Below are 19,856 nucleotides of genomic sequence, written 5' to 3' on the forward strand. Positions count from 1 at the left end.
TCTGGGGCAGGTCCGGCGGCGCAAGCTGCGGGTGCGGCACCTCGATTCGATGTATGAGGCGATTCTGGAGCACAACGAGCGGATCGCCGAGTTCCGCAGGAGCGGGGATCCGGTGAAGATCGCGGCCGTGAAGTGGCAGCGCCCGGTCGGTCCGACGTCGATCAACAAGATCAACGGGACGTTGAAGACGGTGCTGAGTCCGGCGGTCAGGGAGGGGCTGCTGCTGGTGAACGTGGCCAAGCTCGTGGAGTTGCCGGCATTGGTGCGGCCGACTCCGCTGGTATGGACGCCGGAGCGAGTCGAGTTGTGGCGCCGCACGGGGCAGAAGCCGGGCCCGGTGATGGTGTGGACCCCGGAGCAGACGGGCGCTTTCCTGGACCGTGCGATGAACCACCCGCTGTATCCGTTGTTCCATGTGATCGCCCATGTCGGGCTTCGCCGTGGGGAGGCGTGCGGGCAGCGGCGCTCGGAGACCGATCTGGCGGCCGGCACGTTGAACGTGACCAACCAGATCGTGCAGTGGGGCTGGGAGACGGCGCAGACGAAGCCGAAGACGACCAGTTCCGAGGGGGTCGTCGCGTTGGACGCAGACTCGGTGCTCGTTCTTCGACGGCATCTCGCGCTGCAGGACGTGGACAAGGCGCGGTTGGGGAGCACCTGGCAGGAGCACGACCTCACGTTCACCCGGCCGGATGGATCTCCGCTGCATCCGGCCGAGGTGACCGAGGTGTTCTACGAGATCATCAAGCTCGCCGGGCTGCCGCCGATCCGCCTGCACGACCTTCGGCACGGGGCGGCCACGCTGGCGCTTGCGGCGGGGGTGGAAATGAAGGCTGTAGCACATGCTCCGGCATTCGTCGATCACCGTGACCTCCGACACCTACACCAGCGTGCTGCCGCAAGTGCCTTCGCGGCGGCCGAAGCAACGGCCGCGATTATCCCACGGCAGTCGGCCCGCAATCTCGGGCTCCCCTCGGGCTCACAGCAGACCACAAAGGACGGTGACAAAGTGGAAGAACAGCGTCCAGATAGCACGAATCCCCAGGTCAGAAAATTCCTGAACCTGGGGAGTGAGGGTGCGCCATCAGGGACTCGAACCCCGAACCCGCTGGTTAAGAGCCAGCTGCTCTGCCAATTGAGCTAATGGCGCTTGGTGCTTCCCGCCGCCTCGGTTTCCCTCGGCGACGTGAGAAAGATTAGCAGGCTGTTCAAGCCCCGTTTCAGGGGGGTGCCCTTTTCGCGCAGCACCTGGCCGCCACCCGCCCGGCAGCCTTCCTACCTGCACCTTCGCACCCTGCCCCTCCCCGCGCAACCCCCGCCACCCGGTCTCCGACCTCGCCCGCGATCACCCGCGTGACCGCCATCACTCTCCGTGGCGATCTCCCTCGTGCGACCGCCCTTCAGTCCGCAGTGGACGGTCCAGGCGAAGAACAGCCACACCGCAAATCGCAACCACACGGGGTGGGAGTCCAGGGCGCTGGCCCCTGGCGGGTTCTGGGGGGCCGACCCCCAGAAAAAGGCGAAACCCCAGCTTGGGGGAGGACCCGCAAGGATCCGACCAAACTGGGGTGATGGGGTGAGCGACGGGTTTCGAACCCGCGACCTCCTGGACCACAACCAGGTGCTCTACCAGCTGAGCTACGCCCACCATGCGCGAGGGATCTGCGATCACCTTGCTGAAAGCAATCGTAGCGTGCCCTCGCGACGGGTTTTCACCGGGTCAGCTTCGATGCCGTTCCTGCACCTCGGCGGCGGCGGCCTTGGCTTGTTCGCTGGTCGGGCCGGGTTGGGGGACGAAGGCGACGCTGCGGTAGTAGTCGAGTTCGCCGATGGACTCCTTGATGTCCGCGAGGGCGCGGTGGGCGAGGCCCTTCTCCGGCTTGGCGTAGTAGATGCGCGGGTACCAGCGCCGTACGAGTTCCTTGACCGAGGACACGTCGACCATGCGGTAGTGCAGGTGGCTGTCGAGGGTCGGCATGTCGCGGGAGATGAAGCCGCGGTCGGTGGCGATGGAGTTGCCCGCCAGGGGGGCCGCGCCGGGGTCGGGGACGTGTTCGCGGATGTAGTCGAGCACGCGCTGCTCGGCCTCGGCGAGGGTGACCGTGGAGGCGCGGACCTCTTCCGTGAGCCCGGACTTGGCGTGCATGTCGTGGACGACCTGCGGCATGCCGTCGAGCGTGGTGTCGTCGGTGTGGATGACGATGTCGACTCCGTCGCCGAGCACGTTGAGGTCGGCGTCGGTCACCAAAGCGGCTATTTCGATCAACGCGTCCTTGCCGAGGTCGAGCCCCGTCATCTCGCAGTCGATCCAGACTAGATGGTCGGTCACCCGGACAACCCTAACCCGACACGGGGATGTCAGCGGGGTTACCTGCGCATTCGGCGCGTTACGCTCGGGCGGCCAGGTGAAACGGTGTGATTTGGGACACGGACCGGAGTGTGGGGAGTGGCCGAGCAGGGGTCGGGGCCTGCGGCGGAGATCGCGCAGGGGTATGTGAGCGAGGGCGCCGCGGTGGAGCTGGGAGCCGTCGTCATCGACGGGCAGGCCGACGCGGCCGCGGCCGTACGCCTGCCGTTGGCGACGCTGAACCGCCACGGCGTGGTCGCCGGCGCGACCGGTACCGGCAAGACGAAGACGTTGCAGCTGATCTCGGAGCAGCTGTCGGCCGCCGGGGTCCCGGTCGTGCTGGCGGACGTGAAGGGCGACTTGTCGGGCCTGTCGGCGGCAGCGGAGCCGAACGACAAGCTCACCAAGCGCGCGCAGGAGCTGGGTGACGACTGGGCGCCGGCCGCGACCCCCGTGCAGTTCCTGTCGCTGGGCACCGGTGGCAAGGGGTCGCCGATCCGCGCGACGATCACGAGCTTCGGCCCCGTCCTGCTGTCCAAGGTGCTGGAGCTGAACGAAACGCAGGAGTCGACGCTCGGCCTCATCTTCTACTGGGCCGACCAGCGCGGCCTGGCGCTGCTCGACACCAAGGACCTGCGGTCGGTGATCACCCACCTCACCAGCGACGAGGGCAAGGCTGACCTCAAGGACATCGGCGGCGTCTCCGCGGCGACGGCCGGGGTAATCCTGCGCGCACTGTCCAATCTGGAGGCCCAGGGTGGCGAGGACTTCTTCGGCGAGCCCGAGCTCGACGTCCACGACCTCATGCGCGAGCTGGACGGCAAGGGGGTCGTCACGCTGCTGGAGCTGGACAACCTGCAGTCGAAGCCGGCGCTGTTCTCGACGTTCCTGATGTGGCTGCTGGCCGAGCTGTTCGAGGAGCTGCCGGAGGAGGGTGACCTCGACAAGCCGAAGCTCGTCTTCTTCTTCGACGAGGCACACCTGCTGTTCAACGACGCGTCGAAGGCGTTTCTGGAGCGCATCGAGCAGACGGTGAAGCTGATCCGGTCCAAGGGCGTCGGCGTGTTCTTCTGCACGCAGCTGCCCACGGACATCCCGAACGCCGTGCTGTCGCAGCTGGGTGCGCGCGTGCAGCACGCGTTGCGCGCGTTCACGCCGGATGACCAGAAGGCCCTGGTCAGGACGGTCAAGACGTACCCGAAGACGCCGCACTACGACCTCGAATCGGCGCTGACGTCGCTCGGAATCGGGGAGGCGGTCGTCACGGTGTTGTCGGAGCGCGGTGCACCGACGCCCGTCGCGTGGACGCGGCTGCGCGCGCCGCGGTCGAAGATGGGCTCGATCGGCGCGCAGGCGGTCGCGGCGGCGGTCACGGCCTCGGACCTGCAGGCGAAATACGCGCAGACGATCGACCGCGAGTCCGCGTACGAGAAGCTGGCCGCGAAGGTGGCTCCGCCTGCCGAAGCACCGGTGCCGGAAGCGCCGCCCGCGCCGAAGCCGGGCAAGGAGGAGCCGGGGTTCATCGAGCAGACGATGGCCAACCCGGCGGTGAAGTCGTTCATGCGCTCGGCGGCCTCCGCGTTGGGCCGCGAGATCACGCGCGGGCTGTTCGGCAACCGGCGGCGCTGAAAACCTGACACCAGATGGCAGGTATGGCGGGTTGTGTGGGCGCCGACGCCTCACCGATCGGGAAGGACCAGGGTCATGACCACCGCCACCGCGAGGTTCGAGCTCGACAAATGGGAGCCGCAGGCCCAGGACGAGGCACGTGGCACGGAGTTCGCGCGGGTCGCCATCACCAAGACGTTCACGGGTGCGGTCGAAGGCACCAGCCGCGTCGAAATGCTGACGGCCTCGAACGCGATTTCGCGTGCCTACGTCGCCTTCGAACGCCTGTCGGTGTCCATCGACGGGCGGAAGGGCTCGTTCGTGCTGCGGCACACCGCTGGTGACGAAGGCCTGTCGCTGGTGGTCCTGGCGGGTTCGGGAACGGGGGAACTCGAGGGCATTTCCGGTTCCGCGGCGATCACGATGGACGAGGCCGGCAACCACACCTTCACCCTGACCTACGACCTCCCGGCAGCGTGACAGCCGCTCTCCCAGGGCCCCGAATCCCTGGGAGAGCGGCTGTCACCGTGGTTTCCCCGCCCGACCCCGAATCGGGCGAGGAAGGTCGGACGGGCCGCCCCGACCGCGGTCCGTCCGGCGTTCCGGGTCAGCCGTTGACGATCTGGTCGACAATCGTCTTGGCGTCGTTGATCGGGATGGCGAAGCCGATCCCGACGCTGCCTGCCGCGCCGTTGGCCGAGGCCGTCGGGCTGTAGATCGCGGAGTTGATGCCGATCACCCGGCCCTGGGCGTTCACGAGCGCGCCACCCGAGTTGCCCTGGTTGATCGAGGCATCGGTCTGGATCGCGGTGTAGCTGGGGCCGTTGTCAGCCGCGTTGGACGTCCGGCTGAACGGCGACTCCTGCTGCTGCTCGCCCCCGCCGACGTCGGACAGCGGCCGGTTCAGCGCACTGACAATGCCGGTGGTCACGGTGTTCTGCAGCCCGCCCGGCGAGCCGATGGCGACGACCTCCTGGCCGACCACCAGCTTGCTCGAGTCGCCGAGGCTGGCGGCGCTGAGCCCGCTCGCGCCCTTCGCCTGCAGCACGGCGATGTCGCCCTTGGTGTCGGCACCGAGCACACCGGCCTGGTACTGCTTGCCGTCCGACGTGGTGATCGTGACGTCGCCGACCGCGCCGCTGACCACGTGGGCATTGGTGAGGATCCGGCCGTCGGCGGTCAGGATGACGCCCGAGCCGATGGCCTCGCCCTGGTCCGTTTCGACGTTGACCTGCACGACACTCGGCGTCACCTTCGCCGCGACCTGGCTGACGTCGCCGGTGGCGGTGGTGTTGCTGACCGTCTGGCCGGTGACCGCGGACGACGTCGCCGCCGGCGAAGCCACCGACGTGGTGGTCAGCCCGACGATCGCCGCGCCGGCGCCGCCGCCGATCAGCGCGGCGGCGAGCGCGGTCGCGCCCACCACGGCGGCGAGCTTGCCGCCCCGGCGCCGCGGCGGGGTCGCCTGCGGAGCCGGCTGCGGCTGCTGCGCGAAGAGCGGGTTCGGCGCGGCCTGCTGCTGGTACCCGTACTGGGCGTACGGGTAGGGGTGCTGGGGGTTCTGGTGCGGCTGGTGCCCACCGGATGAGGCGGGGCCGGGCCGACTCTCGTTCTCGGTCATGACACCAGGTTCGCCGCCACGGTTGTGAGAACCCTGTGGAAACACCTGCGGCTTTGCTGAGAAGAATCTCCTGAGAATCCTCAGGCATTCCTCAGCGGAAATCCGTGGGTTTCAGTCGAAGAAAGCCGGGACGTCCAGCGCACCTCCCGCGGCTTCGAACTCGTCGTGCACGGCTATGCGCAGCGCTTCGTCGGCGAGGTAGTCGGCGGCCGTGAGCGCGAGCCCGAGCGCGCCGTCGACGACGGCCTTGTCACCCGACGGTGAGCCCGCGGCTTCCGCGAACTCCTTGGTGTGCAAGGCAACCGTGCTTCCGGACACGGCGATCATCGGGTGCAGCGCCGGCATCCGGTACGACAGGTTGCCCAAGTCCGTCGAGCCCGTGAGGAACTCCGGCACGATGCCCGGCGGCAGCGGCTTGCGGCCGGTGCCGAGCTGGTTGGCCGTCCAGCGGCCGGCGAGTGTGGTGTTGAACCGGATCGGCAGGTACGCCGGCTGCGAATCCCACGTCAGTTCCACGCCGCAGCCGGTCATTTCCGCGGCGCCGTGGGCGATCGCGGTCATCCGGTTCGCGAGGTCCCGAAGCGTTTCCGGGTTGGCCGAGCGGAGGTAGAACAGGAGCGCGGCGCGCTCGGGGATCACGTTGGGGCGGGCGCCGCCGTCGGTGAAGACGCCGTGCACGCGGTCGCTGGAGGGCAGCTGCTGGCGCAGCCCCGACACGCCCTGGTACGCGAGCACGGCGGCGTCGAGTGCGTTGCGCCCCATGAACGGCTGCGCCGACGCGTGCGCGCCGACGCCGTGGAAGACCATTTCCAGCTGGCGCCGCCCGAGGAACGGGTGCAGCGCGATGTCGTGGCTGAACGGGTGGAGCATGATCACGGCGTCGACGTCGTCGAACACACCGGCGCGCGCGAGCGTCTCCTTGCCCCCGCCCCCCTCCTCCGCAGGTGTGCCGATGAGGGAAACGCGGCCGCCCAGCTGCTCGGCGACGGTGGCCGCGCCGAGGAACCCACCCGCGCCGGTCGTGCAGATGACGTTGTGCCCGCACGCGTGGCCGAGCCCCGGCAGCGCGTCGTACTCCGACAGGACGGCGATGTGCGGGCCGCCGTTGTCCGGGGTGCTCGCGCGCAACGCCGTGTCGAGGCCGCCGAGGCCGACGGTGACCTCGTGGCCCTGGGCACGCAGGAGCTCGGCCAGAGCGCCGACGGACCGGTGTTCGGCGAAGCCCTCTTCCGGGTGGGCGTGCAGGTCTTGGCTCAGGGCAACGAGCTCCGGGGCGCGAGCCTGGACTTCCCGCTCGACCGCGGCGCGCACGCCGGCGTCGGCTCCGGTGTGGTCGGAGCCGAGGGGTTCGGCGTTCGCGACGGCTTCGGCCGTGGCTTCGATGAGAGCGCGGAGGTGGGCGTCGTCGGGTGGGACGGGAGCGGCGTCGGTCATGCGGGGATGCTAACCCCGGGCACCGACGAAGTGGATCAGTTCGCCTCGGGGAGCTTCCCGGCGACGATCTGGGTGACGCCCGAGAACCGTTCGGTGATCACGACGAATCCCCGGGCGCGCAAGGCCGCCGCGATTTCTCCGCGGTCGAACATCCGCTGCCCGCTGAGGATTCCGCCCGCCGTGTCGACGATTCGCGCGGGTTGCCAGTCGCGCCGCGCGCTCGTGAGGAGCACGACGCGGCCGCCGGGACGCAGGATGCGCGCGAACGAGTCCAGTGCGCGTTCGGGCTCCGCGAACATGTGCAGCGCGGCGAAGCAGCAGACCGCGTCCACTGTGGAGGGTGGGAAGGGCGGCTCGACGGCGTCGGCGCGGAGGTAGGCGACGCCGGCCGCGACCGGGGTCTCGGCGACGGCGCGGGTGAGCATCGCGGGGGCGCCGTCGAGGCCGATGGCGAGGCCCTCGGCGCCGACGGCTTGGCCGAACGCGCGCGTGAAGCGGCCGGTGCCGCACGCGACGTCGAGCGCGAGCTGGCCCGGGCGCAGGGCGAGCAGTTCGACGGCGAGCCGGATCTCGTCGGCCATGCTCGGGCCGAAGGGGCCCTTGAACAGGCGGCCGAAGGCGGGGCGCCAGTAGTGTTCATAGACCTGGGGGAGCAGGGTCGTGCGCATCACGCGCTGGGTGAGCCCCGTGGTGGGCCCGGCCTGGGGCGCGTCGCCGAGGACGTCGAGGTAGCCCGCGTCCACGGGTTTCGCCGGGGCGTCGAGCAGGTCGGCGAGCCGGTCCCGGGCGGTCGGCTGCGTGGTCACCGGCGCTCCTTCCTTTCGGATACCGGCAGTATGCCAAAGCCCCCACTTCCACGATCGGGTGAAGATCCGGCCGATCAGGCGTTCGAGCCCTCGGTCTGTCGGTGCCCGTTCCTAGCGTCTTCCCCACGGTCTCCGAGCCCCGGAGCCCGCAGAGGAGGGAACCACGATGACCGCACCGATCCTGCTGCCGATGAACGTGCCGACCGGCGAAATCGCCGTGCGCGGGCCGTTCGACCTCACCGTCGCGAGCCGCTACCTGGCCGGCTTCGGTCCCGCTGGGCGTCCCGACGCCGCCGTGGAGCCGGGCGTCCTGCGGCTGGCCTTCGCGGTCGACGGCGTGTGGACCCACGCCGGTGCCGCGATCCGCCAGAGATCGCCGGGTACGGTGGAGGTCGAGGTGTCAGCGCCGGTCGATCTCGCGCCGCGCGTGATGACCCAGGTCAGCCGCGTGCTGTCACTCGACGTCGACGCGTCCGCCCTGCCCGACGTCGACCGGCGCGATTCGGTGGCCGCTCGGCTGAGAGCGTCGTGGCCGGGTCTTCGGCCGGTGCTGTTCTCGTCGCCGTACGAGGCCGCGTGCTGGTCGGTGCTCGCGCAGGGCATGCGTTTCACCCAGGCCATGAAGCGCCGCCGCCTGCTCGCCGAACGGCACGGCCGCATCGTCGACGTGGGCGAGTACCAAATCGTTTCGTTCCCCGCGCCGGGGGCGCTGGCCGAGTTGGCGTCGGAGGAGGGCCTCGCCGACTTCCGCGTCGCCCGCCTGCGCTCGGTCGCCCAGGCCGCCTTGGACGGCCGTCTCGACCAGGCCGCACTCCGCGGCGTGCCGGTGCCCGAGGCGCTGGCCGCGCTGTGCGCGATCCCCGGCATCGGCCGCTTCTCCGCCGAGCAGATCCTCATCCGCGCCGCCGGCCACCCGGACCTGTTCCCCCGCGCCGACGGCCGCCTGCACGCCGCGATGCGAGAGGTGTACTCCCTCCCGGCCTCCGTCCCGCCCGAGCAGCTCGAACGCCTGGCTGACGACTGGCGCCCGTACCGCAGCTGGGTCGCGCTCCTCTTCCGTGCCACCCGCGACGCCGTGGCGCCGGAAGCGCAGGGAGCCACGCCCGAAACGGTCACGGTCGCGGCCGAGGAGACGGCGGTGGGCTGATTTCCGCGGGGGCGCTGCTGCCGGGTCTGGCCAGACGGCCGTGGCGCGGCCGGTTCTGCGAGGTCGATCGCCGGGACCGATGACGAGGCGGGCTAAGACGAAGGAGGTCGCTGGGTGGAGGGTGAGGCCGGGATGTCGGAAAGGGGAACGCATGGAGTGAGCCGCGGCCCATAGCGAAACCGGACACGGCCTGGTGCGGCGGGCACTAACAGCGGCCAGATGTCGCCTGTGGTGAGGTGTGCGCGTGATTTCGCGCGTGTTCGACGTCTCATCCGTGGCCACCACTCCGGCCCTGGCCGGAGGGTGGGGGCGCCTGGCTGAGGCGCAGGGAGCCGTCGCTGACGCGCTCACACAGGCCAACACCCCCGCCGCGATCACGCTGGTCACCGGCGGCGTGGCGCTGCTGATCGTGCTGGCCGGGGGCACGCCGTGGCGGTTCGCGCGCAACGTGATCACCATCGTGCACGAGGCGGGCCACGCGCTGGCCGCCGTGCTGGTCGGACGGCGGTTGCGGTCGATCAAGCTGCACTCGGACACTTCGGGCGTCACCGTGTCGCGCGGGAAGCCGGAGGGACCGGGGATGGCGTTCACGGCGCTGGCCGGGTACGTCGCGCCCTCGGCGCTGGGGCTGCTGTTCGCGAGCCTGGTCGGGCAGGACTTCATCACCGCGGTGCTGGTGCTGGTCGCTTTGCTGCTGCTGGGTGTGCTGATCATGGTGCGCAACGCGTACGGCGTGTTCACCGTGGTCGCGAGCGCTGTCGTGCTGGGGCTCGTGGCGCTGGTGGCGCCGACCGTGGTGCAGGCGCCGTTCGTGTACCTGCTGACGTGGTTCCTGCTGTTCGGCGGGGTCCGGCCGGTGGTGGAGCTGCAGATCAAGCGCCACCGCAGGCAGGCGCGCAACTCCGACGCCGACCAGTTGAGCCGGTTGACCGCGGTGCCCGCGGTGCTGTGGGTGCTGGTGTTCGTCGTGCTGACGGTCAGCTGCCTCGTGGCCGGGGCGCTCTGGCTGTTGCAGCCGGTCGTCGTCTGAGCGTGACCACGGGGGGCCGCGAGCGGCCGCCGCTGTGTGACGGGCGTCCCGAGGGGTGAGCCCGCCGTCCCCCGATGTGGGCGTTGCGGCAGACTATATGGCTGCCGTTCTCCTCGCGACCAGCGGAAACGCGGTTAGTAGCCAGTGGGAGCAAAGCGGAGTATCTGGGACTGTTATCGCAGGTCAGGAGGCATCCGTTACCGATTCGCTGGGAGCGTCTGGGGGCGCTTGGTTATCGCGGTCCGTCCCACGGTCCGTCCCACGGTCCGTCCCACGCCGTCCCATGCCCTCGATCGCGCGGAGACCTGGACGCTGCCCGAGCGCGGAGAACAGCTTCGCGCGTGCTTCAGCCGTCTGCTGTACGTAGCCGGCCAGCTCGTCGAGGTCCGCATGACCCATGATCGACTTGACGGTGAACACGTCGGCGCCGCCGGAGACGGTCTGGGTGGCGAACCCGCGCCGGACGCCGTAGCCCGAAACGGGCGCGACGTTCGCGCCTGAGGCTGCTCGGCGCAGGTGCAGAGACAGCAGATCGGGACGCAGCACTCCGCCTTGCAGGTTCAGCCACACGAGCGCGCCCGTGCACGTCGAGCCGTCCATGTGCGGTACCCCGCACCCGGTGTCCAGCTTCCGCCCGTCGAGCTGCCGCCCGATGATGTCGACGGCCTGCCGGGTGAGGGGAACCGCCCGCCAGTCGCCGTCCTTGGGGTACGCCCGGATCTGCTTCAGTCGTTCGACGAACACGTCAGCCACCACTAGGACGCCCTCGTCGAGGTCGACCCGATGCGCGTGTAAGCCGGCGAGCTCGCCGGGCCTGAGCCCGGTGGCGAGCCCGAAGTCGACCGCGTCGCGGTATCGCGGGTTCATCTTGGGCGCGACCTTGTCGCGGTGGCTGCGCGACACGTGCGGCTTTGTCCCCTTGTTGGTGCGCGGGAGCTCCAGGCCGGCGCACGGGGATGCGTCGAGTACCCCGGCCTTCACGGCAGCGTTGATGGACGAGGTGAACACGCGCGCGATGTTGCGTACGTAGGCCGCTGAGAAGCCCTTCCGGACGAGGCTGTCGATCCATGGCTGGACACCGTTCTCGCCGGTGTGCTTGATCCCGTTGAGCGGCACATCCTGCCACTTCGGCATGACGTGGTTCTTGACGTAGCCAGCCTGGTTGATGCCATGGCCAGAGGCATACGTACGGTCCGCGTTGAAGGTCTCCCACCACTCGCCCCACGTCGTGCGCGCCGAGAGCGTGCCCTTCTCCGCGGCTGCCTTCCGCTTCGCCTTGCTTTCGAAATCGACTGCGGCTTCCTTCGCGTCCGACTTGCGCGCGAAGGTTCCGGGCACGCGCTTCTTGTTGCCGTCGGCGTCGCGGTACAGGCCGCGGTATCTACCGCTCGGGAGCTTCTCTGTGCTCGGCACGTGCGTCCTCCTTGCCGAGGTATAGGTCTGCTTTTTGCCTTCGCTGTCGTAGCACGTTGTACATCGTCCGGGCGCCCATCAGTGCTCGTTCAGCTTCCCGTCGTTCATCCTTCGCGATGTTCCATTTCTTTAGCACATCTTCAGCTTCCTTTGGAGAGAAGTTTGATGGATTTTGCCGCATCTCTTCATAGACGGCGTGGGCCGCTTCTTCCGGTTCTGTGACCTGAAAATATCGTACTTCCGCTTCTGCAAAAGCAACGGCAGCTGCGGCAATCTCTTCGTCGACGTTCGGATGCTCCGCAACGAAGATCGCCCCATCGACCATGTCGCGGAGTCTCTTCAGTGCATCGAGATCTAGCCCGCGTAGCCTGCCCCGTAGGTCGAGACTCTCGTCAGGACCGCCCGCCGTACCCTGTCCGGCCGCTGCCGCTGGAGCGGCCGATGCCTTTCCTGACCCATGTGCCGCAAGATTTAGGAATGCTGATCCTTCGGCCGCCGCCTCTCGGAAGTGGACATCTGTTTCGTGGGCGCTCTGCCCGATGGCGAATTTGGTGCGAACGCTGCTTAATTGAGATTCAAGCTGCCTGATCAATGGGCTTGTTTTATGATTCTCCGGCGTTCGCTCAATAACAGTTCTAGCAGTGTTGATAACATCGCGTATGTTCTGGTGGGACGCGATCGATTCTGGTTGTTTTGACAAGTATGTCAACGCATCGATTGTAGCGCGGATTTCGTTTGCTCGCTGAATATTCGGGATCGTACCTGAAATGCCGGCTGCTTTTAATGCCACCTCCGCGTCTAAGCCGACCGCGTCTGCGGCCTGTACCACTGTGATCGGCTTCGGGTTCACGGGGATCTTGGTTCCGTGGCGTCGCTCAAACCCCGACTCCAGCTGGCGCCATCGTCCTTCAGAGAAGCCCGCTCGCCGGGCGGCGCCGCGCACGGAGAGCTTTCTTGCCGTGCGGTGCTCCCTGAGGAGGTGTCCAAGATCGCCCTCTTGCTCCGAAGTCATTGCCGAATCCTCGCATCCGTTGCTTCGCAGCTATCTAACGCTACGCCCCCATCGGCTCCCATACACTACACCACGCTACGCATCAGTACGCATAACTACGCACCACTACGCACCCTCACGCAGGACTTCTAGTTGCTGCGCATGGCGGTTGCGCGTGTCGCCTTGCGAAGCATCGATCGCTTCGCGTAGCGTCTGGCGTCATCGGGGAGCCACGCAAGGCTCCAAGTGAGTGCAAAGGAGTGGCCGAATGGCCGACACCACGGTGAGCCCGTGGATGGGGACCCCGGGAGGGGCGACCTACACCGGAAGACACGCGAAGACGCTTCTGAAGGCGTTACGGCGCGGCGAGCTGCGCGGCTACCAGAACGGCCCTGGTGGTTCCTGGCGGATCCACCGTGACGACCTGGACGCGTGGGTCCGGGGCGAGCGCCCGCAGAAGCCCCGGAAGTCCGCGTGATCGCGATGACCAACAACCCCCAGACGAACCACCCGGCCACGTACTTGGCGGTCGGTGCCGGGCGGCCCGTCGAAACGACCATGGAGGAAACCAGCATGTCGCTTGCCCCCGAGTGTGCCACATCGGCGCAACTCGTCCCGTCCATGATCGAACAGCACACCGAGACCGGCGCGTTCTGGCTGGCTGACGCCGACTCTGTCGCTGAGCCCCCGTGGTGCGTCATGCCGCACGGCGACACCGATCACCCGGAAGACCGGCGCCACGCATCCGAGTTGTTGCTGCAGTTCAAGCCGGTGCTGCTGGAAGCGGTCCGGGCGAAGTTCCCGAACGACGATGGTACTCACGACACCGACGAGGTCGTCCTGTTCGTGGAGATCGCGCAGTCGTTCCGCGAATCGGCTCCGCGGATCGGTCTGCACACCGATCTGACGGGTGGCGAGGTGGGCAAAGGGCTCGACTTCACAGTCGCCGAGGCCGAGCAGGTCGGCCGTGCACTGCTCGCCGCCGTTCAGATTGCCCGCGGCGGTGCCCAGTGAGCAAGGTCATTCGGTGTGAGCGGTGCCGTCGTCGGCTGCGTGGCCGTGGTGACGGCTGGAACGTGACGATGTCGCGCGGTGTGCCGGCCGGGTATCTGTGCCCCGGCTGCCAGACCCCGGAGGAGAACGCCGAGGCAGAGGTCAATCAGGCGACTCTGGACTACGCGGTGCGTGCGGACGGGCGGGCGATCGGCGTGCCCAAGGGGCTGATGTCGGCCGACAAGGACGTCAATGGAGGTGCCCGCTGATGACGGACGAGTTGATCCTGACGGAGTCGAAGACGATGCGGGCCCAGTACGCGGGGCGAATCGACGTGCTGGACAAGGTGGGCGCGTTGGCTCTGGCCGACGGCATCCACGCGACCACTGAGCAGGTAGCGCACTACTACGAGATCACGGTCAAGACCCTCGAGTCGTTGATCGAGGACAACCGCGACGAGCTTGAGCACAACGGGTTACGGAAGATCGACGGTGAGGAACTGGCCCTCTTCAAGGGGGCCAGTGGGATCGCATCCCGGGCGAAGTCGCTGCTGGTCTTCCCGCGCACGGCGATCCTGAACGTCGGCCAGCTGCTCACCGGCTCGACGGTGGCGAAGACGGTCCGCACTTACCTGCTGGCCGTCGAGGCCACCGCGACCGCGGAGCACCGTGAAAGCGCTATCAAGATCGTCCGCTTCCAGGAGCTGACCAACTACAAGAACATCCTCCACTCCCTGAAGCTCGGCGGCGCTGTCCGTGAGGACTACGCGTTGGTGCAGGACACGATTTACCTGACGCTGTTCGGGAAGACGGCGCGGCAGATCAAGACCACCCAGGAGCAGCAGACCGGCACCCCCCGCAAGCGTGGCGGAGGGTTCTGCAAGTCCGACGTTGCGAAGGACTTCATGACCGTGGAGCAGTTGGAGCTGCTCGACGCGCTGGTGGCGATGACCATCGCGCAGATCCGCCTCTACCACCGGGACGGGGCGACACCGGCGCAGATGCTGGACGCGGTACACCGCGCGGCTGGCCTCATCGACTGTGGCCGACTCGGAGGTGCCGCTTGAGCACCTTCGCTGAAGGCGCCGAGGTCTTGGTGGTCGCTGACAGCGGCTGCTGGGGCCGGGCGCACATCCGCGGTGATGCCGCCGTGCTCACCGGCGAGATGAAGTGGCAGGACGCGTTCTCGCCCCCGGCCGGGTTCGTGGTCCCGCTGGACTCCTACGGCATCGAGTTCACACCGTGGGAAGACGACACCCCCGAAAACGAGTTCGCCGAGGTCATCCCGATCGGCCGCCGCGCGGTCCGTTCTCCCCGGAAGGACACAACCCGATGACCACCATCCCCGAGACCGTGAGCGTCCCGGCCACCGAGCTGCAGGCCCTCAAGGCCGTGATCGAGGACTTCATGTTCGCTGTCCTGTGGTCGCAGCGTGGTGACGACGCGTGGGGCGTGCTCAGCGCTGACCGGTTGCGCCGCGCCATGGAAGACCGTGGCGGCGAGTTCACCTTGCCGTTCTGGTTCAACCGCAACCACCTGCTGGTGAAGGTGGAAGACCGGGTGTACCGCGACGACCACAGCGACCGCAGCTACGGCGTCGTGTACTCCGTCACCGCCTTCGCCGCGCTGGTGGACTGGGAGAACGCCGATGTCGAGTGGACGCCGTGGCGCTACATCCACACCGACGCAAGGCGCCACGACGAACCCTCGTTCGATGTGACCGACTGGGGCGCCGTCGCGGTCCACATGGGATACCGCCGTGACCGGCACATGTCGCCCGATGACGTGGCCGCTCAGCGGATCCTTCGCGCGCTCGACGACGCCGAGGAGGCCGGCCAGTGAGCTGGATCATCGTGGTCGCAGCGCTCGGTCAGATCGCGAGCATGTGGGTCGGCGTCGGGATTGGCCGGCACTGGCCGAGCCGCGCCGCGCTGCGTCGTTACGACGCCTTGGTGCTGTCGGAGATCGATCGGCAGCTCGAGGCCCGCGCCCGCAAGATCCTCGACGAGGGGAGCCACCGTGGCTGACGAGATCACCGGCTACGTCCGGATCCAGCTCGCCGACCTCGGCGCGTTCCAGCCCCGCAACGGGCTCACGGTGGAGATCGACCTCGGTGACGGCTGGCCTGACCTGGACGCGGAACTGCGGGTCCGGCGCGTCGCGTACTGGGCCGACCGGGTCGTGCTCGTCGGCGCCGACCCGCACGCCGTGGCCTGCATCGTGAAGAACACCAACCAGTACCTGTCGGAGCAGCGCGCGGCCGAGGCACAGCACGCCGGCGGTGTCGGTGCCTGACCCGTCCAACGAGGTCACCATTCCCCGCGTCGAGTACGACCTGCTCGTGCTCGACGCGGGGGCGTGGCGGCTGCTCAACGAGAGCCCGCACGTGGCGGAGCTGCTGGCCGAGTGGGTCGAGTGGGCCTACCGCGCCGACGTGCGCGAGTCCTCGAACGCCATCGCCGAGCTGTTCCGCGGATCGGGCTACGGCGTGTCCTACACCGAGCTGGCGCGCCGCCGGGCGGTGTCGACCCGGCCGGCGCTGACCCCGGAGGAAATCCGCGCCCAGACAGATGAGTCGTGGGCGCGTGTCGAAGAGTGGATCACGAAGAGGAGGGCGGCCTGATGGCGCGCGAGTTTGCCCAGATCAAGCTGGCCCTGTGGGAAGACGACGATGTCCGTCTGCTCAGCCCGGAAGCGCAGCACCTCTACTTCGTGCTGCTGACCTCGCGCTCGCTGAACTACTGCGGCGTGGGGGACTGGCGCCCACGCCGCATCGCGGCCCTGGCGCAGGGCTGGACGGTCGAACGCGTCGAAGACGCCGCGACCGAGCTGGTAGAGCGGTTGTTCGTCGTGATCGACGAAAGCACCGAGGAGATCCTGGTGCGCTCGTTCGTCAGGCACGACGGGCTGATGAAGCAGCCGAAGATGGCCACGGCGATGGCGGCCGCGCATGGGGCGGTCGCGTCGTCGGTGCTGCGCGGCGTGGTCGTCCACGAGCTTCGCCGCCTCCAGGAGGACTTCCCCGACCTCAAGGGTTGGGGGTCGGAGAAGGCATCCGATCTCCTCCGGAAAGCCTCCGTTGACCCATCGGTTTACCCGTTGGGCAAGGGGCCGTCTAACCGGTCTGGAAAGGGGTCGGGTGAGGGGTTGGGAAACCCTAAACCGAAGGGTTCGGGTAAGGGGTCCCCTACTCCTGCTCCTAACTCCAGCTCCTTACTCCAGCACCTCACTCCGCGCGAAAACGCCGCCCCTGACGGGGCTGGCGCTGCCGCGCCGGAGAGCTACCCCGACGACTTCGAAGCCGCGTGGCTGGCCTACGAGCGCAAGGGCTCCAAGCGCAAGTCGTTCGCCGAGTGGCGGCGCGCGATCAAGCGCGCCGACCCCACGGTGATCGTCGACGCCATCCCGCGCTACTTCGCGTCGGTGAGCCAGCCCAGGTATCGCAAGGACTTCGAGCGCTACCTCGCCGGCGACCTCTGGGAGTCCGCTGCCGCGTCGGCACCCCCGATCAAGGTGTGGGCCGAGGAATGATCAGCATCTACGACATCGCGGCCGAGCAGTCCTTGCTGGGGTCCGCGCTCGCGCACCCCGACACCGTCGTCGAGCACCTGCACACCGTGCCGCACGAGGCCTGGCACAACCCGCTGCACCGTCGCCTGGCCATCGTCCTGCGGGAGATGGACTCGCGTGGCGAACCGATCGACCTCACCACGGTGAAGTCCGTGATCGCAGCTCGAGGAGCGTCCGGTGTCCTCACCGACGACTTCCTCGAAAGCCTGTTCCTCGGGTTCCACACCAGCGACAACGCGCCCGCCTACGCCGCCCGCATCCTCGACGTGCACTCGCAGAACGGGTTCGTCGCCTCGCTGCAGGAGACCCTCGACCGGTGCCGCGAGAACTGGGAAGGCGGGTACGGGCTCGACGTGGCCGGCCTCGCCCGCGAGCTGCGCCACGCGTGCGACGACGCCGAGAAGTCCGCCCGCCCCGCGCACTTCCAGCTCAGCTCGGTCGTGGACCTCCTCGAGGGGCAGGACACGTTCGACTGGCTCACGCCCGGGCTGATGGAACGCATGGACCGCGTCGTGCTCACCGGCGCCGAGGGCGGCGGCAAGTCGGTGCTGCTCACGCAGATGGTCACGACCATGGTCGGCGGGCTGCACCCGTTCACCGCGGCCGTCCTCGGCGACGGCGACCAAGGCCTACGGGTCGCGGTCGTCGACTGCGAGCTCACGCCCCGCCAGGCCCGCGGCCGGTACCGGCGCCTGGTCCGCAACGTCGACGACGCGCGCGCCGCGAACGGCCTCGGCCCCGCCGACTGGAAGAACAACCTCCTGATCGAATTCCGGCCCGAAGGGCTCGACATCACCGGCGCCACCGACCGCCAATGGCTCGAACGGTTCGTCACCGCCGCCGCCCCCGACGTGCTCGTCATGGGCCCCATCTACCGGCTGTCCACACGCGACGAGTCCGACCCCGGGGCGGTCCGCGAGATGCAGCACGTCATCGACTCGCTGCGCGTCCGGCACAACTGCGCGTTCATCACCGAAGCCCACTCCGGGCACGCCACCGACACCAACGGCGAACGCAAAGTCCGCCCCGCGGGCTCCAGCCTGTGGCTGCGCTGGCCCGAGTTCGGCTACGGCATGCGCCGCGCCAAGGCCGAGGGCGAGGTCGCCGCCTACCTCAACACCCTCGGCCAGCGGCTCAGCCGCGTGAACAGCCAACGCCCCGTCGTCGTCGACGTGGTGCCCTGGCGCGGCTCCCGCGAAGAACGCGCGTGGCCCGACCGGCTCCGCTACGGCACCACCTTGCCGTGGGAGCCGTTCGACCCGACCTACTACGACGACGCCGAAGTGATCAACGAGTTCTGATCGGAGACGAGCATGCCCACACCCACCCGCAACCAGGTCGAAGCCGCGACCGTCCCGTGCACCTCGCTCGACCGCGACGGACAGCCCTGCGGCAAACCCGGACAGCTCGGCCTGCCCGCCGGCATCTGCCCCGAACACGCCATCGCCGTCTACCGCGCGGTCGTCCGGCTCATGGACAAGGCCGCCTGATCAGCACTCACCGACCGCCCACATCAACCCCACACAGAACGGAGTCACACACCATGCGCACCTACGTCAACCCGAACCCGCCCGTCGGCGAGCTCTGCGAGCACGAGACGTTCACTCATGTCCCCGAGCAGCCCTGCGACCGCGTACAGCCAGCGGGCCCGGCACCGATCACGGCCAGCCGCGCGAACCACAACTACGAGCCAAGCCGCGTGAACGGCATGGGCCGCTGCGGCTGCGGCGAAGACTGCGCCACCGAGCGGGCGTGGATGCAGCACATCGCGTCGCTGCTGGAGCCGATCCAGAACCCCACTGCTGCCGCGGAGGCGAAGCTCGGCGAGCTGCGCACCGCCGTTCTCGCGGTGCTCCAAGAGCTGTCGGCCTACGGCGGCCGCGAGCAGCAGACCTTTCAGGCGCAAAACCGCGATGCCCCGCTGCACCGCGCGTTCGGCCGCGGTATCGCGCTTGCCGTGCAGCGCATCCGCGCCGTCGTCGAAGGAGAGACCCGATGAGCGACCCAGACACCCGAACCGACGAGGAAATCCTCGAAGACCTCATCCGACGCGACGGCCCGCCGCGCTACACGGGCCACGTGTAACCACCTAACCGGGTGAGGCGGTTAGGATACGGGCATGTCACACAGCTGGGCACGGGGAAGCACCCGCCGCTGGCGCAAGCTGCGCCTCGCGGTGCTCACCCGTGACCACTGGACATGCCAGCTCTGCCACAAACCCATCGACCCCGCCATACGCCACCCGCACCCGATGAGCGCGCACGTGCACCACCTCGACGGCAAGGCATACGGCGACGACCCCGACCGCTGCGTCGCATCACACCGACAGTGCAACCTCGACGCCGGCGACCCCACTGCAGCGGCCGACCCCGCACCCCGACCCATGACCAGGTGGTGACACGTGCGCACACAAGCCTCTGACCTGCGAAAACGAGTGACCACAGTGGACAACGCTCTGACCTGCGGTTTTTTGGGAGCCCCGATCACCCCGGACATCCACGTCCCTATGTTCTCTCTCTCCCCGCTGTCTCGGGACCCGCGATGAGCCCCGCGAAGCGACTGCCGACATCCACTGACGTGCTCGGCGCGACCCGCGCGGCGCTGCGCGAGCTGGAGACGGACGACGAGGACCGTGCCGCGGTCGCGCTGGCCGTTCGGCTCGCTTCCGCGATTGATCAGGAGGAATCCGGCCGAACCCTGGCGGAACTCGCCGGAAAGCTGCTGAACGTGCTGGCCGAGCTCGGTGCGACCCCGGCCGCCCGGAAGGCGATCCTGCCGAAGGGAGGTCCCCAGGTTGACAGCCCTGCTCGAACCGCCCGCGACGAGCTCCGCGAGCGCCGCGCCGCTCGGTCGTACGGAGCCGCGGATCTGGACGCCGCCTCTTCGTGAGCTGACGC

25 protein-coding genes, 2 tRNA genes and 1 pseudogene are annotated in these 19,856 nt (G+C 68.6%); 20 read left to right on the forward strand and 8 right to left on the reverse strand.

The features are described from left to right. Nucleotides 1-385: 385 nt before the first annotated feature. Nucleotides 386-868, forward strand: a pseudogene (locus I6J71_RS50465) (tyrosine-type recombinase/integrase); the annotation flags it as partial. 209 nt (nucleotides 869-1,077) lie between these two features. On the opposite strand, the gene I6J71_RS08830 reads toward I6J71_RS50465, so the two are convergent. From I6J71_RS08830 to orn, 3 genes are all read right to left on the reverse strand, one after another. Then, nucleotides 1,078-1,150 (reverse strand) — tRNA-Lys (locus I6J71_RS08830). Between the two features lie 422 nt (nucleotides 1,151-1,572). Then, a tRNA-His gene (locus I6J71_RS08835) sits at nucleotides 1,573-1,648 on the reverse strand. Between the two features lie 72 nt (nucleotides 1,649-1,720). Further along, nucleotides 1,721-2,329, reverse strand: coding sequence for an oligoribonuclease (gene orn, locus I6J71_RS08840; RefSeq protein WP_204094268.1), 609 nt, complete (start codon nucleotides 2,327-2,329; stop codon nucleotides 1,721-1,723). A gap of 117 nt (nucleotides 2,330-2,446) precedes the next feature. On the opposite strand from orn, the gene I6J71_RS08845 reads away from it, so the two are divergent. Further along, nucleotides 2,447-3,976, forward strand: coding sequence for a helicase HerA-like domain-containing protein (locus I6J71_RS08845; RefSeq protein ID WP_204094269.1), 1,530 nt, complete (start codon nucleotides 2,447-2,449; stop codon nucleotides 3,974-3,976). Nucleotides 3,977-4,051: 75 nt separating this feature from the next. Next, nucleotides 4,052-4,435, forward strand: coding sequence for a DUF3224 domain-containing protein (locus I6J71_RS08850; RefSeq protein ID WP_204094270.1), 384 nt, complete (start codon nucleotides 4,052-4,054; stop codon nucleotides 4,433-4,435). A gap of 127 nt (nucleotides 4,436-4,562) precedes the next feature. Here I6J71_RS08850 and I6J71_RS08855 read toward each other — a convergent pair whose 3' ends face one another. The 3 genes from I6J71_RS08855 to I6J71_RS08865 form a co-directional block, all read right to left on the reverse strand. Further along, complete coding sequence (locus tag I6J71_RS08855; protein ID WP_204094271.1) at nucleotides 4,563-5,576, reverse strand: S1C family serine protease; 1,014 nt, start codon at nucleotides 5,574-5,576, stop codon at nucleotides 4,563-4,565. Nucleotides 5,577-5,687: 111 nt separating this feature from the next. After that, nucleotides 5,688-7,010, reverse strand: coding sequence for a M20 family metallopeptidase (locus I6J71_RS08860; protein WP_204094272.1), 1,323 nt, complete (start codon nucleotides 7,008-7,010; stop codon nucleotides 5,688-5,690). A gap of 35 nt (nucleotides 7,011-7,045) precedes the next feature. Continuing rightward, nucleotides 7,046-7,816: a class I SAM-dependent methyltransferase gene (locus I6J71_RS08865; protein ID WP_239154562.1), complete on the reverse strand. Its 771-nt coding sequence runs from the start codon at nucleotides 7,814-7,816 to the stop codon at nucleotides 7,046-7,048. A 166-nt stretch (nucleotides 7,817-7,982) separates the two neighbouring features. On the opposite strand from I6J71_RS08865, the gene I6J71_RS08870 reads away from it, so the two are divergent. Together I6J71_RS08870 and I6J71_RS08875 are read left to right on the forward strand one after the other, a co-directional pair. Further along, nucleotides 7,983-8,963, forward strand: a complete 981-nt coding sequence (locus I6J71_RS08870; protein WP_239154565.1) for a DNA-3-methyladenine glycosylase — start codon at nucleotides 7,983-7,985, stop codon at nucleotides 8,961-8,963. Between the two features lie 313 nt (nucleotides 8,964-9,276). Further along, the gene (locus I6J71_RS08875; RefSeq protein ID WP_204096947.1) at nucleotides 9,277-9,993 is read left to right on the forward strand and encodes a M50 family metallopeptidase; all 717 of its coding nucleotides are present in this window, start codon (nucleotides 9,277-9,279) and stop codon (nucleotides 9,991-9,993) included. A gap of 183 nt (nucleotides 9,994-10,176) precedes the next feature. Here I6J71_RS08875 and I6J71_RS08880 read toward each other — a convergent pair whose 3' ends face one another. Both I6J71_RS08880 and I6J71_RS08885 read right to left on the reverse strand, forming a co-directional pair. Then, a complete protein-coding gene (locus I6J71_RS08880) occupies nucleotides 10,177-11,406 on the reverse strand; it encodes a tyrosine-type recombinase/integrase (RefSeq protein WP_204094273.1) in 1,230 nt (409 codons plus the stop codon). Then, the gene (locus I6J71_RS08885) at nucleotides 11,375-12,418 is read right to left on the reverse strand and encodes a helix-turn-helix transcriptional regulator (RefSeq protein ID WP_204094274.1); all 1,044 of its coding nucleotides are present in this window, start codon (nucleotides 12,416-12,418) and stop codon (nucleotides 11,375-11,377) included. The genes I6J71_RS08880 and I6J71_RS08885 overlap by 32 nt, the downstream gene beginning before the upstream one ends. Before the next feature lie 247 nt (nucleotides 12,419-12,665). On the opposite strand from I6J71_RS08885, the gene I6J71_RS08890 reads away from it, so the two are divergent. The 15 genes from I6J71_RS08890 (at nucleotide 12,666) to I6J71_RS08960 (ending at nucleotide 19,848) form a co-directional block, all read left to right on the forward strand. Next, nucleotides 12,666-12,875: a helix-turn-helix domain-containing protein gene (locus tag I6J71_RS08890; protein WP_204094275.1), complete on the forward strand. Its 210-nt coding sequence runs from the start codon at nucleotides 12,666-12,668 to the stop codon at nucleotides 12,873-12,875. Then, entirely contained in the window at nucleotides 12,872-13,411 is a 540-nt protein-coding gene (locus tag I6J71_RS08895) for a hypothetical protein (protein ID WP_204094276.1), read from the forward strand. The genes I6J71_RS08890 and I6J71_RS08895 overlap by 4 nt, the downstream gene beginning before the upstream one ends. A 62-nt stretch (nucleotides 13,412-13,473) precedes the next feature. Further along, nucleotides 13,474-13,659 (forward strand): hypothetical protein, encoded by a 186-nt coding sequence (locus I6J71_RS08900; protein ID WP_204094277.1) that lies wholly within the window; start codon nucleotides 13,474-13,476, stop codon nucleotides 13,657-13,659. Beyond that, a complete protein-coding gene (locus tag I6J71_RS08905; RefSeq protein WP_204094278.1) occupies nucleotides 13,659-14,456 on the forward strand; it encodes a hypothetical protein in 798 nt (265 codons plus the stop codon). Before I6J71_RS08900 ends, I6J71_RS08905 begins: the two co-directional genes overlap by 1 nt. Beyond that, nucleotides 14,453-14,725, forward strand: coding sequence for a hypothetical protein (locus I6J71_RS08910; protein WP_204094279.1), 273 nt, complete (start codon nucleotides 14,453-14,455; stop codon nucleotides 14,723-14,725). Before I6J71_RS08905 ends, I6J71_RS08910 begins: the two co-directional genes overlap by 4 nt. Then, on the forward strand, nucleotides 14,722-15,231 hold the full coding sequence (locus tag I6J71_RS08915) for a hypothetical protein (RefSeq protein WP_204094280.1): 510 nt from the start codon (nucleotides 14,722-14,724) through the stop codon (nucleotides 15,229-15,231). Before I6J71_RS08910 ends, I6J71_RS08915 begins: the two co-directional genes overlap by 4 nt. Then, on the forward strand, nucleotides 15,228-15,416 hold the full coding sequence (locus I6J71_RS08920) for a hypothetical protein (RefSeq protein WP_204094281.1): 189 nt from the start codon (nucleotides 15,228-15,230) through the stop codon (nucleotides 15,414-15,416). The genes I6J71_RS08915 and I6J71_RS08920 overlap by 4 nt, the downstream gene beginning before the upstream one ends. Next, entirely contained in the window at nucleotides 15,409-15,684 is a 276-nt protein-coding gene (locus I6J71_RS08925) for a hypothetical protein (RefSeq protein ID WP_204094282.1), read from the forward strand. The genes I6J71_RS08920 and I6J71_RS08925 overlap by 8 nt, the downstream gene beginning before the upstream one ends. After that, on the forward strand, nucleotides 15,677-16,012 hold the full coding sequence (locus tag I6J71_RS08930) for a hypothetical protein (protein WP_204094283.1): 336 nt from the start codon (nucleotides 15,677-15,679) through the stop codon (nucleotides 16,010-16,012). The genes I6J71_RS08925 and I6J71_RS08930 overlap by 8 nt, the downstream gene beginning before the upstream one ends. Further along, nucleotides 15,985-16,920, forward strand: a complete 936-nt coding sequence (locus tag I6J71_RS08935; RefSeq protein WP_204094284.1) for a hypothetical protein — start codon at nucleotides 15,985-15,987, stop codon at nucleotides 16,918-16,920. Before I6J71_RS08930 ends, I6J71_RS08935 begins: the two co-directional genes overlap by 28 nt. Further along, nucleotides 16,917-18,260 carry an AAA family ATPase gene (locus I6J71_RS08940; protein ID WP_204094285.1) on the forward strand — a complete coding sequence of 448 codons (1,344 nt, stop codon included), beginning with the start codon at nucleotides 16,917-16,919 and terminating at the stop codon, nucleotides 18,258-18,260. Before I6J71_RS08935 ends, I6J71_RS08940 begins: the two co-directional genes overlap by 4 nt. A 12-nt stretch (nucleotides 18,261-18,272) precedes the next feature. Continuing rightward, complete coding sequence (locus tag I6J71_RS08945; protein ID WP_204094286.1) at nucleotides 18,273-18,449, forward strand: hypothetical protein; 177 nt, start codon at nucleotides 18,273-18,275, stop codon at nucleotides 18,447-18,449. 53 nt (nucleotides 18,450-18,502) lie between these two features. Continuing rightward, entirely contained in the window at nucleotides 18,503-18,958 is a 456-nt protein-coding gene (locus tag I6J71_RS08950; RefSeq protein WP_204094287.1) for a hypothetical protein, read from the forward strand. A gap of 120 nt (nucleotides 18,959-19,078) precedes the next feature. Continuing rightward, the gene (locus I6J71_RS08955) at nucleotides 19,079-19,357 is read left to right on the forward strand and encodes an HNH endonuclease (protein ID WP_204094288.1); all 279 of its coding nucleotides are present in this window, start codon (nucleotides 19,079-19,081) and stop codon (nucleotides 19,355-19,357) included. A gap of 143 nt (nucleotides 19,358-19,500) precedes the next feature. Further along, nucleotides 19,501-19,848 carry a hypothetical protein gene (locus I6J71_RS08960; RefSeq protein ID WP_204094289.1) on the forward strand — a complete coding sequence of 116 codons (348 nt, stop codon included), beginning with the start codon at nucleotides 19,501-19,503 and terminating at the stop codon, nucleotides 19,846-19,848. Nucleotides 19,849-19,856 lie beyond the last annotated feature (8 nt).

Source organism: Amycolatopsis sp. FDAARGOS 1241, assembly GCF_016889705.1.
Classification (GTDB): domain Bacteria; phylum Actinomycetota; class Actinomycetes; order Mycobacteriales; family Pseudonocardiaceae; genus Amycolatopsis.